This is a genomic window from Enterocloster clostridioformis, assembly GCF_020297485.1.
Taxonomy (GTDB): Bacteria; Bacillota; Clostridia; order Lachnospirales; family Lachnospiraceae; genus Enterocloster; species Enterocloster clostridioformis.
Window position 1 is genome coordinate 3,377,804 of the sequence record NZ_JAIWZC010000001.1, and the last position, 13,304, is coordinate 3,391,107.

11 protein-coding genes are annotated in these 13,304 nt (G+C 50.5%); 1 reads left to right on the top strand and 10 read right to left on the bottom strand.

Annotated elements, in window-relative coordinates:
- Nucleotides 1–99: 99 nt before the first annotated feature.
- The gene (locus tag LA360_RS17065; protein WP_057571377.1) at nt 100–1,353 is read left to right on the top strand and encodes a hypothetical protein; all 1,254 of its coding nucleotides are present in this window, start codon (nt 100–102) and stop codon (nt 1,351–1,353) included.
- A gap of 115 nt (nt 1,354–1,468) precedes the next feature.
- On the opposite strand, the gene LA360_RS17070 is transcribed toward LA360_RS17065, so the two are convergent.
- The 10 genes from LA360_RS17070 to LA360_RS17115 form a co-directional block, all read right to left on the bottom strand.
- A complete protein-coding gene (locus tag LA360_RS17070; RefSeq protein WP_022203054.1) occupies nt 1,469–2,488 on the bottom strand; it encodes a TRAP transporter substrate-binding protein in 1,020 nt (339 codons plus the stop codon).
- Nucleotides 2,489–2,555: 67 nt separating this feature from the next.
- Complete coding sequence (locus tag LA360_RS17075) at nt 2,556–3,041, bottom strand: YcxB family protein (RefSeq protein WP_022203055.1); 486 nt, start codon at nt 3,039–3,041, stop codon at nt 2,556–2,558.
- A gap of 104 nt (nt 3,042–3,145) precedes the next feature.
- Nucleotides 3,146–4,441, bottom strand: a complete 1,296-nt coding sequence (locus LA360_RS17080) for a TRAP transporter large permease (RefSeq protein WP_022203056.1) — start codon at nt 4,439–4,441, stop codon at nt 3,146–3,148.
- On the bottom strand, nt 4,441–4,965 hold the full coding sequence (locus tag LA360_RS17085) for a TRAP transporter small permease (RefSeq protein ID WP_022203057.1): 525 nt from the start codon (nt 4,963–4,965) through the stop codon (nt 4,441–4,443). Before LA360_RS17085 ends, LA360_RS17080 begins: the two co-directional genes overlap by 1 nt.
- A gap of 72 nt (nt 4,966–5,037) precedes the next feature.
- A complete protein-coding gene (locus tag LA360_RS17090) occupies nt 5,038–6,159 on the bottom strand; it encodes a TRAP transporter substrate-binding protein (protein WP_022203058.1) in 1,122 nt (373 codons plus the stop codon).
- Nucleotides 6,160–6,350: 191 nt separating this feature from the next.
- Nucleotides 6,351–7,142 carry a response regulator transcription factor gene (locus LA360_RS17095; protein WP_022203059.1) on the bottom strand — a complete coding sequence of 264 codons (792 nt, stop codon included), beginning with the start codon at nt 7,140–7,142 and terminating at the stop codon, nt 6,351–6,353.
- Nucleotides 7,143–7,152: 10 nt separating this feature from the next.
- The gene (locus LA360_RS17100) at nt 7,153–8,655 is read right to left on the bottom strand and encodes a sensor histidine kinase (protein ID WP_057571399.1); all 1,503 of its coding nucleotides are present in this window, start codon (nt 8,653–8,655) and stop codon (nt 7,153–7,155) included.
- Between the two features lie 210 nt (nt 8,656–8,865).
- The gene (gene glgB, locus LA360_RS17105; protein WP_112481424.1) at nt 8,866–11,808 is read right to left on the bottom strand and encodes a 1,4-alpha-glucan branching protein GlgB; all 2,943 of its coding nucleotides are present in this window, start codon (nt 11,806–11,808) and stop codon (nt 8,866–8,868) included.
- Between the two features lie 69 nt (nt 11,809–11,877).
- Nucleotides 11,878–12,342: a methylglyoxal synthase gene (locus tag LA360_RS17110; RefSeq protein ID WP_022203062.1), complete on the bottom strand. Its 465-nt coding sequence runs from the start codon at nt 12,340–12,342 to the stop codon at nt 11,878–11,880.
- Nucleotides 12,343–12,358: 16 nt separating this feature from the next.
- A complete protein-coding gene (locus LA360_RS17115) occupies nt 12,359–13,255 on the bottom strand; it encodes a fumarylacetoacetate hydrolase family protein (RefSeq protein ID WP_112481425.1) in 897 nt (298 codons plus the stop codon).
- Nucleotides 13,256–13,304: the final 49 nt, after the last annotated feature.

Genomic DNA, 13,304 nt, shown 5'->3' on the forward strand with positions numbered 1-13,304 from the left:
GTGGAATCTTTGCCATTTTCCAAGTTAAACTTGTAAGAAAAGAGAATTTCTGATATGCTATAGAAGTATTTTTTCCGCATTACTTAAGGAGGATAATTCATGGATCGTCATTCGTCATATTCGGCTCCCCGCAGCGAACGTGCTTCCGGTTCTTACGGCAGCAACCGCGGCAGGAGCAGCAAACGCAACACCTATAATAAACGTTCATGGAACGATAACAGAAAACTGCACACCCTGGTATTCTACATACTTCCCTTTATCTTAATCAATCTGGTCATATTCATCCTGGCCACGTCCACACCCAAGATAGAGTATGATGCATCTGACACCAAGGATTACCGCAGTGTGGACATATCCATCCGCATACGCTCCCTTCTCCCTATACGCGAGATGAGCGTCACCATGGAATCCCAGCCCCTTGAAATGGAAAAGGAAAAGGGAGTCTACAAAGCCACCCTGACCAACAACGGAACCCTCCAGATATTTGTGAAGGGCTGGAACGGAATGTCTGCCAGACTGTCCGACACCATTCAGGCACTGGACGATATGGCGCCCACCATTCAGGAAGACTATGTGATGGAAAATGGAATCCTCACCATCACGGCGGAGGACAGCCAGTCAGGTATTAACTTTGATGCGGTCTATGCCACGGATGAAGATGAAAAGACCGTCAAACCCAGCCATATCAATAAAGAATCCGGAGAGATCACCTTCCCCATGGATACCCAGACCCTTGTGGTTTTTGTGGAGGATTACGCGGGTAATACCATAAAGAGCTCCTATACCAGCCTGAAGGACGGCTTAGACCTCAGCAACCGTGACACGGAATTCCCCTCAGACGGCACCAACGGCACTAATGGCAGCGGTTCCAAGGGAGCCGGCACAGATAAGGAAACCAGTAAGGCCAAGGAATCCACCAAAGCCAAGGAGTCTGCTAAGGCCAAGGAGTCCACTAAGGCCAAGGAGTCCGCCAAAGCCAAGGAATCCTCCAAGGCTGAAGAATCCTCCAAGGTCAAGGAGTCTGCCAAGGCCAAGGAATCCACCAAAGCCAAAGAGACCACCAAAGCCGCAGAATCCACCAAGGCTAAAGAGTCAACTGCGGCAACAACGGCTGCCCCTCCCGCCGACCCGCAGTCACCATCGCCCACCCAGGCATCACAGGCGCCGTCGCCCACCCAGGCATCACAGACACCGTCGCCCACCCAGGCGCCACAGACACCGTCGCCCACCCAGGCGCCACAGACACCGTCGCCCACCCAGACGCCACAGTCTCCGTCGCCTACCCAGACATCTCAGGCCCCGTCGCCTGATAACGGTTCGGGAGATAACGTCACCATCGTACCCCTGGGCTGACACTTATCTGAGCTATCTGTAAAATATCAATTGTAAAATAAGACCATGGCTCCCTCCGCAGAACCATGGTCTTATTTTTACCCAATATTCTATTTCATATTTTATCCAAATCCTGTCACTGTCTTCCCGCATCCATAATGTCGTCAATGATATCCACATATTCAGAACAGTATTTTTCGTACATAGGGGCCGCGGCTTCCCGGAACCGTTCTTTTTCCCTGGCATCCAGCTCCGTCACCACACAGCCTGCTCTCCTGACCCTGTCTTCTGAGGTTCTCTCGCGCTCAGCCCACAGTTCACGCTCATACAGAGCCGATTCCCGGGCACAGTCCCGTATAATGTTCCCGTATTCCTCCGGCAGCTTATCCCAGGTGGACTGGGCTGCCAGCTGAAGCTCCGGAACCCTGGTGTGTTCGTCCAAAGTGAAATATTTGGCCACCTCATAATGCCTGGTGGACTCATAAGAAGGCCAGTTGTTCTCGGCCCCGTCTATCTCCCCTGTCTGCAGGCCTGAATATACATCCCCAAAAGCCATGGGTACCGGCGTTGCCCCCAGAGCCTGAATCGTATCCATCATCAGTTCAGATTCCTGAACCCTGATTTTAAGTCCCTTCATGTCGTCCAGAGACTCAATGGGCCTGTCCGTACTGTAGAAATTACGGGCGCCCGCATCATACCAGGACAGCGGCACCAGGCTGGAACCGCCGAAGGAATTCATGAAATCCGTACCAATCGGCCCCTCCAGCACTTTCCACATGTGCTCCCGTCCCGTATACAGGTAGGGCATCTGAAGCACATTCAGCTTTGGCACGAACTCGGCAAGGGGCGACAGGGATACCCTGGCAAAATCCACGCCGCCAAACTGCAGCTGTTCAATCACCGTTTTCTCGTCTCCGAGAACACCGCCGGCATTGACCTGTATCTCCACCCTGCCCCCGGTCTTTTCATATACCAGCTCTGCAAATTTATAAGCTCCCTGGGTGGTGGGATAATCCTCCGCCTGATTCTCAGCATATGTCAGGACGAACTCCGGAACTGTCTTCTGTGCCGTACCGTCCTTACCGCTGCCTGCGCAGGATGCGGCCAGAATCATGACAGCGGCGCAGGCCATCAGGTAAATCACATTTTTTCTCAAGCAGCCGTCCCTCCCTTCGGATATATCATACCCCAGTTACCAGACCCGGTCAAGGCAGGCCTTTCCTTTAATTATGCACAGTCCTGCCTTCCACCTTTGAGGCGGCATAACGGTAAAATTCTTCTTTCTCATTTCCAAGCACACGGTTTGTAAATACAAATCCATGGGTGGTATCGCTGAATACGATAATCATGGCAGGTTTCCTGGATATCCGTTTCACAGAATTCCACGGCAAATCTGATGTATCATTTCCCACCCGAATGTGAAGCCCATTGTCGTCAATGGTAACCTGGGTGTCCTGGGTAATCCCCGCCGTCTGTTTTTTTGCCTTGACATAAATCATCAGCGGCTGAATGACTGTAAAAAGGCAGCAACCCAGAACGATGAGGCACCTCATGAGTCCCTGGGCCTGGTCCCACCTGGAAAATCCCAGTGCAAAGGCCGCCACTGTAAATATGATATTGCAAAGTCCTGCCAGAGAACCGTATATATAATACATGGAAAGCTGCCATAAATCCCGCGCCGTTGTCCTGTATGTGTATGTGTATCTCATTCATATGCTCCTTGTGCGGATGTCCTGAATCTTAACAGAGTGGCGACAGGGCCGCCACTCTGAGATTATTTTAACACGAAACATCATTTTCCCGTATCCAGTAATTAATGGGCCAGTACAGATGGAAGCCACATGCTGACAGACGGAATAAAGGTAATCAGCAGCAGAGTAATAATCATACACAGGTAGAATGGAAGCGTAGCCTTAACCACCCGCTCCATAGGCACCTTGGAAACCGCAGAGCCAATGAAAAGAACTGCACCAACAGGAGGTGTCAGAAGTCCGATACCGCAGTTAAGCACTACCATGATACCAAACTGAATCGGGTCCAGACCGATGGATGTTGCGATGGGAAGCAGGATGGGGGTTGCAATCAGGATGATTGGCGCCATATCCATGATACATCCAAGTACCAGAAGAATCAGGTTCAGCAGCAGGGCCAGAAGAATGGGGTTATTGGTCATGCCTGTGATTGCGCTGGCAGCCAGATCAGGCACATGCAGCTGGGTCAGGCAGTATCCGAAAATACTGGATGTGGCAATCAGAATCATTACGATAGACAGGGTGTCCACGCTGTCTCCCAGTACTCTCCAGACTCCCTTCCAGTCCAGTCCCTTGTAGATAAACACGCTGACAATCAGGCTGTAGATAACAGCAACCGCTGCGGACTCTGTGGCCGTAAACACGCCGCCTACCACGCCAAATACAACTATCAGCACAGCTGCCAGTGCCCAGAAGGAAACACTCAGCTGCTTAATCAGGTTGATGATGCTGAACTTCTCGCCCTTCGGGTAATTGCGCTTAACGGAAATGATATAGGATCCTATCATCAGCGTTACGGCCAGCAGTGCTCCAGGAATATATCCTGCCAGGAAAAGGCTTCCCACGGAGATGCCGCCTGCCGTGGTGGCATAGATGACCATATTGTGACTGGGAGGCACCAACAGTCCCTCACAGGATGAGGTAATGGTTACAGCTGTTGAGAAATCGTCATCGTATCCCTGGTCCACCATCATGGGAATCAGGATAGAGCCAAGGGAAGCCGTATCTGCTGATGCGGAACCTGAGATACCGCCAAAGAAGTAGGAAGCGACAATATTAACCATTGCCATGCCGCCCCGCATCCAGCCAACACATGCATTGGCCAGTGCAATCAGCTTTTCGGAAATACCGCCTGAACCCATCAGGCATCCCATGGTGATAAAGAAAGGAACTGCCATCAGGCTGAAGGAGCTAATGCCCTTTACCATCTGCTGGCAGATGGTGGTCAGGTTATGTCCCTGGAATAGAAGGCAGAACACAGATGAAAGCGCCACCGCATAGGCGATGGGAAAACGCAGGAATACCATCAGGAAGAAACTGCCCAGCAAAACCAGAATTGCCATGCTATTTGCATCCATTACTCCATCCCCTCCTTTACAAAGAAGCTCTTTACATGATTATATAATGCCTCTACTTCGAAAACCAGCATGGCCACGCCGGCCAGAGGCACCGGGAAATACATCCAGAACCTGGAGACCTTAGGCATGCTCACATATGTACCCTTTGAGCCGATTCCCGTGGCATACTTCCAGCCCACCGTAATCATAATGACTGCAAGCACAAGCACTGCCAAGTCAGCGATGATATCCAGGCTTCTTACCAGCTTGGGGGGCAGATACCGGTCAAACGCGGTCATGCGTATATGGGCGCCCCTTCTGATGGCAAGAGCTGCCGAAAGCACTGCCATATAGGACATACAGGTCAGAACTACCTCTTCACTCCACGCAGGGTCGGGAATGAACGAAATGTACCTTCCTGCCACAGCCATGCTTGTGATAAGGATATCCACTACCAGAAGCAGCTTGCAAAGGAACAGTACGGCCCTGTATGTCATATCATATGCAGGCCTGATTTTATCAATCTTTTGAAATATTACAGGCATATTGATTCCCCTTTCAAGAACTACAGGCACAGAGTTTATTCATTTGCCCTGTGCCTGTCTGATTGCCGTTTATTATTTGTTCATGTCAAGAATCTGCTGATACAGTTCAGCCTGGTCCTTTGTAGAAGACTCGATGATGTCTTTACAAGCATCCTGCCATGGCTTGATATCAGGAACCTCAACCACGTTGACACCCTCAGCCTTCAAAGCATCAAGAACCTCTTTTTCCTTATCCTCGGAAATAGTTCTGTTGAACTGAGATGCAACCTTGCCGGCTTCCACCAGGATGTTCTGCTGCTCTTCTGTCAGCTTATCCCAAGCTTCATCCGTGATGATAACCTGGATTGCGCCCAGTGTATGGCCGTCCAAAATCAGGTTTGGAGCAACTTCCTGGAATGCGTTGGACTTGTAATTAGCGATTGGCTGCTCAGCACCGTCCACAACACCTGTCTGAAGCGCGGAGTACAGTTCGTTGAAGGAAACTACCGTTGGGCTTGCGCCAAGGCCTTCCACCATACCGTTCATGATCGGGTCGTTGGACACACGCAGCTTCATGCCCTTTAAGTCATCTAAGCCCTTAACTTCCTTAACAGTGAAGAAGTGACGGAAACCTTCCTCGCCGTAGTACAGGCCTCTTACGCCAAGTCCGTTGTCATGCGGTTCCATCAAGAACTCAGGAGCCAGATCGCTGTCAGCAAACTTCCAGAAGTGGTCACGGTTTGCAAATGTATAAGGAATGGACAGAAGCACGGACTTCTCAGCGCCGTAGCTTGTCAGGGCAAACGCGGAAATACGGGAAATATCAATGGTGCCGCCGCCGCCCAGCATGGTATCAAGAACGTCGTTCTCTGAACCAAGGACACCGCTGGCCTGCAGGTCAATCTTAATCTTGCCGCCGGACATCTCCTCAACGGTTTCCTTAAACTTAGAATCAGTCTGTCCAACAATGGTATCCAGCGGGTTAACCTCTGCCATAACCAGGGTAACCTCCGGCATATCGCTGGTATCAGCTGCTGCTTCGGTCTTAGCCTCCTCGGCTGCATCCCCCTCTGTCTTTGCGGCCTCTGTAGCAGGTGCCTCAGTTGCTGCGGGAGCTGCTGTGGCTGCTGTATCAGGGCTCTTTAAGCCACAGCCTGCCAGGGAACCGGCTACCATCGCTGCACACAATGCGGTGCTAATCCATCTTTTTTTCATGAAACTTGTCCTCCTCTTAATACTTTTTTCATGTTCTCACATGATTTTTTTATGTTTTCTTAACGCTGACTTTATTATAAGAGTATTTCACGTTTCTGAATATAGTAAATTTTTGTGAATCATAGTAGGATTTTAACCTGTTTCCTTCATCCATTTATGCAAATATTACATATATCGTCTTTATACAATCTTTATCCCTTCTGGAAAATAGACAATCTGTACTCCGTGGGACTCTGACCCGTTATGCGCTTGAACACCTTTGCAAAGTAATTGGAATCACCGTAGCCCACTGCCCTTCCAATCTCCTTCACATTAACCGTTGGCTGTTCCAGCATCTTCTTGGCCTCCTTTATCCTGTACCGTGTCAGGTAGGATGTGAAATTCTGGTCAAAACACTGCTTGAACAGCTTGCAGAAATAGGCCTCTGAATAATTCATGGCCCTTGCGGCATCCTGCATGGAAATGTCAAACATATAATTTTCATGTATGTACTGGCTGATTAATGACGTAACCTTAGACAGGCGGGCATGTCCTCCGTCCTCCGGATCTTCTGTGTCCGCCGTCACGGGGTTCTCATTTTCATCCTCATCCCCTCCGCTCTGCCGTTGCTCCCCCGCTATATGCATGGCCTCCTCCACCACCAGCATCAGCTCCTGCTCGTCGTAAGGCTTCAGAAGATAATCCAGGGCCCTTACCGTAATGGCCTTTTTTGCATAGGAAAACTCGTCAAATGCTGTCAGGAATATGATGCAGCAGTCCTTGTCCGCCTGCCGAATCTGCTGGGCTGCTTCTATGCCGTTTATACCCGGCATCTCAATATCCAGAATAGCAATCTGTATCTTTTCCTCCTCATAGATTTTAAGGGCTTCCCTGCCATTGGCTGCCTGGAATATCCGGCATCTGTCCCCCAGATTCTTCTGCAGCGTCTTGTAAAGGACCTGTCTCTCAATCATCTCATCATCCGCAATCAGTAAACGTAACATTGGCTCCCCCTTATATCTTCTGATAGTCCTCTTCCCGGACGGCAGGCAGGATAATCTGCACCACAGTCCCCTTGCCGGCCCTGCTGTAAATTCTCAAACCCCCATCCTCATACATGGATTTAATCCTCTGGTATATGTTCCCCAGCCCAATGCCCACCCTGGCCGTCCGATGTCCCTTAAGTGCGTCCATAAGCCGTTTCAGCGTCTCTTCATCCATACCAACTCCGGTGTCCGCCAGGGAAATGACTAGCTTATCCTTCTGTTTCCATATCCTTAAAAATATCCGTCCCCCTTCTTCCTTCCTGGCTATGCCGTGTATGATGGCATTTTCCACCAGCGGCTGAAGGGTAAAGGCCGGTATCATAGTCTCGCTGCCGTCCACCTCCACCCGGAAGTTATGACTGACACGGCTGCCAAAACGCATCTGCTGTATGTACATATAATCCTGCACCACCTTAAGCTCCTGGTCCAGAGGCACAATCTGCTCTGAGGTCTTGAGATTATAGCGGAAGAGATTTCCCAGACTGGATATCATCCGCTCTGTGGTCTGGGCTTCCTCCAGTTTAGCCATGCAGGAAATCATGTTCAGTGTATTAAACAGGAAATGCGGATTAATCTGGCTCTTAAGAAGTTCCAGGCGGGCCGCATCCAGACGTTTCTCCATCTCGATGCGCTCCACCTCCTCCTTATGAAGGCGCTCCGCCATCTCATTTTTCTCCTTCAGGGTATTGATATACCCCTCTGTGGCATGTTTCATCTTATTAAATGCCTGGACCAGCTCTCCCATCTCATCCCGGTTTTCCACCACCAGGTCCTCGCCCCCAAAATCATTTCTGGCTATCTCCCTGGAACTGTGGGCCAGTTTTACCATAGGGGCAATCAGGGTATCGGACAGAAGCTTGGTCAGGCAGATGACCGTAATAATCATCAGAACGGAACAGGCCATAATCATGTAGGGAAGGTCATAGAGGAGGGGAACCTTTTCCTGATAGCTGCGCTTTCCCTCCTTCAGGGTGGACTGCATCAGCCTTCTGGCATAGGTCTGCAGATAACCCTGCATTCCATATACCCTGTACAATTGCATCACAAATCCGTCATCCGACTGGTCCATGTGAAGGACCTGGTCCCGGAAATACTGGTAGCCTTCATAGCCATTCTTAATATTCCACGTCCTGGCATACCGCTCTGGTCCAATGACATCATAGTCAAAGGGCAGAGCGTCTATACTGCTCTCCGTCTTAAAACAGGCCAGCCTGTATTGCTTTGCATTCTCCCAGGACCGCTCCCTCACATAGAGTTCAAAGGCATCCGCTTCCTGCTCCATGGACTCCTGCACATCATAGCAGAGGGAATTGTCATTGAGTATCACGTTAAAACTCTCCAGGGAGAAATTCATGACCAGCATATTAAAGGCAATGGACAGACCCATCACCAAAATGACAACGACGGAAAATGCACCCAGCTTTTTTTTCAACGATATTGAAAGCCACTGATTTTTAATATAAGAAAACATACCCCACCCCAATCGCACCAGAATGTGTCTGCAGCCTGCTTTCTTCCGGCTGTTTGTCCAATTTGCGCTCTGCGTAACCGTGTCATGCATCCTTTACCATACCATCCCTCCGGGATTGCCCACGGTCCGGCCAGTGTCTTTCACCATTATACCATATAATGACAGGGAGCGCAAAGCCCCCGGCCTTGCGCTCCAGTTATTCCCATTCGCCTATTTTGTTTTACTATCTTCGGGTTTTGAAGCGGTTATCTGCTTCTGGTTCTTCTTAGCTGTCCCAATCTGCTTCCGGCTCTTTTTGGAAGTGCTTATCTGCTTCTTCTCCTCCTTGGACGTGCTTATCTGTTTCTGCTCCTCCCTGGACGTGCTTATCTGCTTCTGCTCCTCCCTGGATGTGGCTATCTGCTTCTGCTCCTCCTTGGACGTGCCTATCTGTTTCTGTTCTTCCCTGGAAGTACTTATCTGCTTCTGCTCCTCCTTGGACGTGCTTATCTGCTTCTGCTCTTTCTTGGAAGTACCTATCTGCTCCTGTTTCTTCTTGGACGTGCTTATCTGCTTCTGCTCTTTCTTGGAGGTGCCAATCCGCTTCTGCTCTTCCCCGGACATGCCAATCTGCTTCTGCTCTTCCCCGGACATGCCAATCTGCTTCTGCTCTTCCCCGGACATGCCAATCTGCTTCTGTTCTTCCCTGGAGGTGCTTATCTGCTCCTGCCCTGCCCCGGACGCAGCCATCCGCTTCTGTCCATCCTTTGCAGCCGCGGCCATCTCTGCTTCCTGTGCCACGGTATCTGCCTTCTTTGGAGATGCTGTTTTACCGGACACCTTTTTCCTGGCCGCAGGCTTTTTATCCGCAGGCTTTTTATCTGCCGCCTTTTTAACCCCAGGCTTCTTTGCCTCAGATTTCACGGCTTCTTCCACCTGTGTGCATGTGTAGATGCTGACGCTCATTGGCGGTATATAGACTTCAATGGAATTGTCCTTTTCATCCCATTCCAGCTTCCGGGATGTCTTGGCACGTCCGTTGACCCTGCCTTCCCCGCCAAAGTCCCTGGAGTCGGTGTTGAATATCTCCTTATACTTGCCGTGGAAGGGAACTCCCACGCGGAATTTCTCGTGCTCCATGTTGTCAAAATTGCAGATAAAGAGAAGGGTTTCCTTATTTTTTCTGCTCTTTCGCAGGAATATGATTATGCTCTCATTCTGATAGCTGCAATTAATCCACTCAAACCCATCGGGATCATAATCCATCTCATACAGGGCCGGGTGCTCGCGGTACAGCCTGTTAAGCGCCTTCACATAATCCTGCATGTTTTTGTGAACAGGATACTCCAACAGTCCCCACTCCAGGGACGCGCCCTCATTCCATTCTGCCACCTGGGCGTATTCCTGACCCATGAACAGCAGCTTCTTTCCGGGATGTCCCATCATAAAGGCATAGGCAGCCCTCAGGTTCTCGGCCTTCTTTTCCAGGGTTTCGCCCGGCATCTTGCCAATCATGGAACCCTTGCCGTGAACCACCTCATCGTGTGAGAATACCAGCACAAAGTCCTCGCTGTAAGCATACAGCATGGAAAATGTCAGCTCCCCATAATTGTTTTTCCTGAACAGGGGATCGCATCTCATATAGTTGGTGAAATCATTCATCCAGCCCATGTTCCACTTATAATTAAATCCCAGGCCGCCCTCTTTCGGATCGCCTGTAATCATTGGCCACGCAGTGGACTCCTCCGCTATGATGACCGTTCCGTCCTTCCGGCCCTTGAATACGGAATTCAGATGCTTCAGGAATTCCATTGCCTCCAGATTTTCATTGCCGCCATATAGGTTGGGCACCCACTCGCCGTCATTCTTTCCATAGTCCAGATAGAGCATGGAGGCAACCGCATCCATCCTGATTCCGTCCGCATGGTACTTGTCCGCCCAGAACAGCGCATTGGCAATCAGAAAATTTGACACGCCGGGACGGCCGTAATTGTATATCAGGGTGCCCCAATGGGGATGGGATCCCTTCCTGGGGTCCATGTGCTCATAGACGCAGGTGCCGTCAAATACAGCCATTCCATAGGCATCCCTGGGGAAATGGGCCGGCACCCAGTCAAGTATGACGCCGATTCCCTGTCCGTGCATATAATCCATAAAGTACATGAAATCCTCAGGAGCACCGTAACGGCTGGTTGGGGCATAATACCCTGTAACCTGATAGCCCCAGGATTCATCCAGAGGATGCTCCATCACAGGCATGAGCTCCACATGGGTATATCCCATGTCCTTTACGTACTCCGCCAGCCTTGGGGCCAGCTCGCGGTAATTATAGAATTCGGAACCCACCAGGTCCTTTCCTGTCTCATCCTTGACCGTCTCCTTGCGGATCCAGGAGCCCAGATGAACCTCATATATGTTCATGGGCTTGTCCTTTGTATCTGTTTTTGCCCTCTGATCCATCCATGACTTGTCGTTCCATTTATATTTATCAATATTCCATACAATAGACGCGTTATTGGGACGCAGCTCTGCGTAGTTTGCATAGGGATCCGCCTTCAGCATGGGATCCCCTGCTCTTGTCTTTATCTCGTACTTATATATCTCACCTTCATGCAGGCCGGGAATGAACAGCTCGAACACACTGCCGTCCCCTTCTCCCAGGCGGCGCATCTGATGGCGTCTTCCATCCCAAAGGTTGAAATCCCCCACCACGCTGACGCGCATGGCGCACGGCGCCCACACGGAAAAGTACACGCCGGATACTCCGTCAATGGTCATGGGATGGGCGCCCATCTTCTCATAAATCGTATAGTGGATGCCCGCTGCAAATTTCTTCAGATCTTCTTCCCGGTACTGGGGAGCAAATGAATAGGGATCATAGAGTTCCTCCGTCACCCCATTGTCATAGGTGACCACCAGGGTATAGGGCGTCTTGCTCTTGCGTGGTATCAGCGCCGCGAAAAAGCCAGCCTCGTCCGCCAGTTCCATGGGATATTTCTTCCCGGTTGAGGAAATCTTTACACTGATTTCAGCCGCGGTGGGTACCAGCGCCTGAATCAGAAGTCCCTCCTCTGTCAGATGGGGTCCCAGCATGGCATGGGGATTGGATGCTTCCGAATACACCAGTTCTTCAATCCCTGCCCAATCCATCAAATCATATAATTTCTGTTCCATATTATTGCCCCCTTGTAAGTTTATTCATTCTTCGGTCTGATATCAGCACGCCCGCTGTATATCCTACTCCTAAAGGGTATTTGCCCTCTCAGCAATATTCTGTCTGAAATTAACCACGTCATGCTCGTATTCTTCATCCATAAGGGGAGAAGTAATCATGAAATCCGCGCTGGCCTTGTTATTTGCAATGGGGATGTCATAGACCTGGGCAATCCTTAACAAAGCCTTAACGTCCGGATCGTGGGGCTGCGCTGTCAGCGGGTCGGAAAAGAAAATAACAAAATCAATTTTTCCTTCCACAATCTTGGCCCCAATCTGCTGGTCGCCGCCCAGAGGGCCGCTGTTATACCCCTTTACAGGCAGGTTGGTTGCATCCGTAATCATACGGGCCGTTGTGCCGGTCCCGCAAAGGAAATGCTTGGACAGTATATCCTTATGCTCTCCGCACCACTGTATCAGTTCCCGTTTCTTCTGGTCGTGGGCAATCAGGGCAATGTTCTTCTGTTTGCGTATTGTCATAGGTAAATAATCCATTTTCATCTGTCTCCTTTCAGTCTGTCACTTTGTTGGCGATGGTTCCTATCCCTTCTATGGTACACTCCACCACATCTCCCGGAACCAGGAATTTAGGCGGGTCAAAGCCCATGCCCACTCCGGCCGGGGTCCCTGTGGCAATAATGGTTCCGGGCTGTAAGGTCATTCCCTGGGAGAGTTCGCTTACAATGTGGCTGATATCAAATATGAGCAGTTCCGTATTGCTGTCCTGGCGAAGCTCGCCGTTCACCCTGGACTGTACCTGCACCTTGGGCGGATAAGACAATTCATCCACAGTGGCTATGCATGGTCCCATGGGCAAAAAGCCGTCCAGCCCCTTGCCGAAATACCACTGCTTATGCCGTGTCTGCAGGGTCCTGGCGCTGACGTCATTGATGATGGTATATCCGAATATATAGTCCTTTACCTCTTCCTCTCTGACATGGGATGCCTCGCGGCCTATGATGACTGCCAGCTCTGCCTCGTAATCCAAATCCGTCACAATATCCCGGTGGCTGGGGATTCCTGCCCCGGGATCCGTGGCCCGGTTCACCCGCTTGGAAAAATAGATGGCATAGGGTCTTTCCCCGTCAAATGCTTCCTTCTTAAATCTGGCTGATTCCTCTACGTGAGCCATATAATTGATTCCCAGGCAGATAACATCCTGCCGCGGGTGGGGAATCGGAGCTAAAAGGCTTACCTCCCCAATAGGGGCAGCACCCCTGACCTTATACGGGTCCTGGCCAGACGCGTATTCCAGCAGCTGCTTCTCCGAATCGCTGATGGTCTCTATCAGCTCCTGCATGGACTTATAATCCATATCCAGGGAAGCAAGGGGATAGACCCAGCTTCCGTCCCTGCTGATGACTCCAAGTCCGGATTTGTGTTCGATTTCATATGTAACTAGTCTCATAATGCCCTCCTGCTCATACCATTACGTGTATCTCATGTTTACTCTATCA

Coding starts and splice junctions, on each gene's coding strand:
- LA360_RS17080 (WP_022203056.1), bottom strand. CDS start 4,441: ATGGATGCAAATAGCATGGCAATTCTGGTTTTGCTGGGCAGTTTCTTC.
- glgB (WP_112481424.1), bottom strand. CDS start 11,808: ATGGAACAGAAATTATATGATTTGATGGATTGGGCAGGGATTGAAGAA.
- LA360_RS17085 (WP_022203057.1), bottom strand. CDS start 4,965: ATGCCTGTAATATTTCAAAAGATTGATAAAATCAGGCCTGCATATGAT.
- LA360_RS17115 (WP_112481425.1), bottom strand. CDS start 13,255: ATGAGACTAGTTACATATGAAATCGAACACAAATCCGGACTTGGAGTC.
- LA360_RS17095 (WP_022203059.1), bottom strand. CDS start 7,142: ATGTTACGTTTACTGATTGCGGATGATGAGATGATTGAGAGACAGGTC.
- LA360_RS17100 (WP_057571399.1), bottom strand. CDS start 8,655: ATGTTTTCTTATATTAAAAATCAGTGGCTTTCAATATCGTTGAAAAAA.
- LA360_RS17110 (WP_022203062.1), bottom strand. CDS start 12,342: ATGGATTATTTACCTATGACAATACGCAAACAGAAGAACATTGCCCTG.
- LA360_RS17065 (WP_057571377.1), top strand. CDS start 100: ATGGATCGTCATTCGTCATATTCGGCTCCCCGCAGCGAACGTGCTTCC.
- LA360_RS17090 (WP_022203058.1), bottom strand. CDS start 6,159: ATGAAAAAAAGATGGATTAGCACCGCATTGTGTGCAGCGATGGTAGCC.
- LA360_RS17075 (WP_022203055.1), bottom strand. CDS start 3,041: ATGAGATACACATACACATACAGGACAACGGCGCGGGATTTATGGCAG.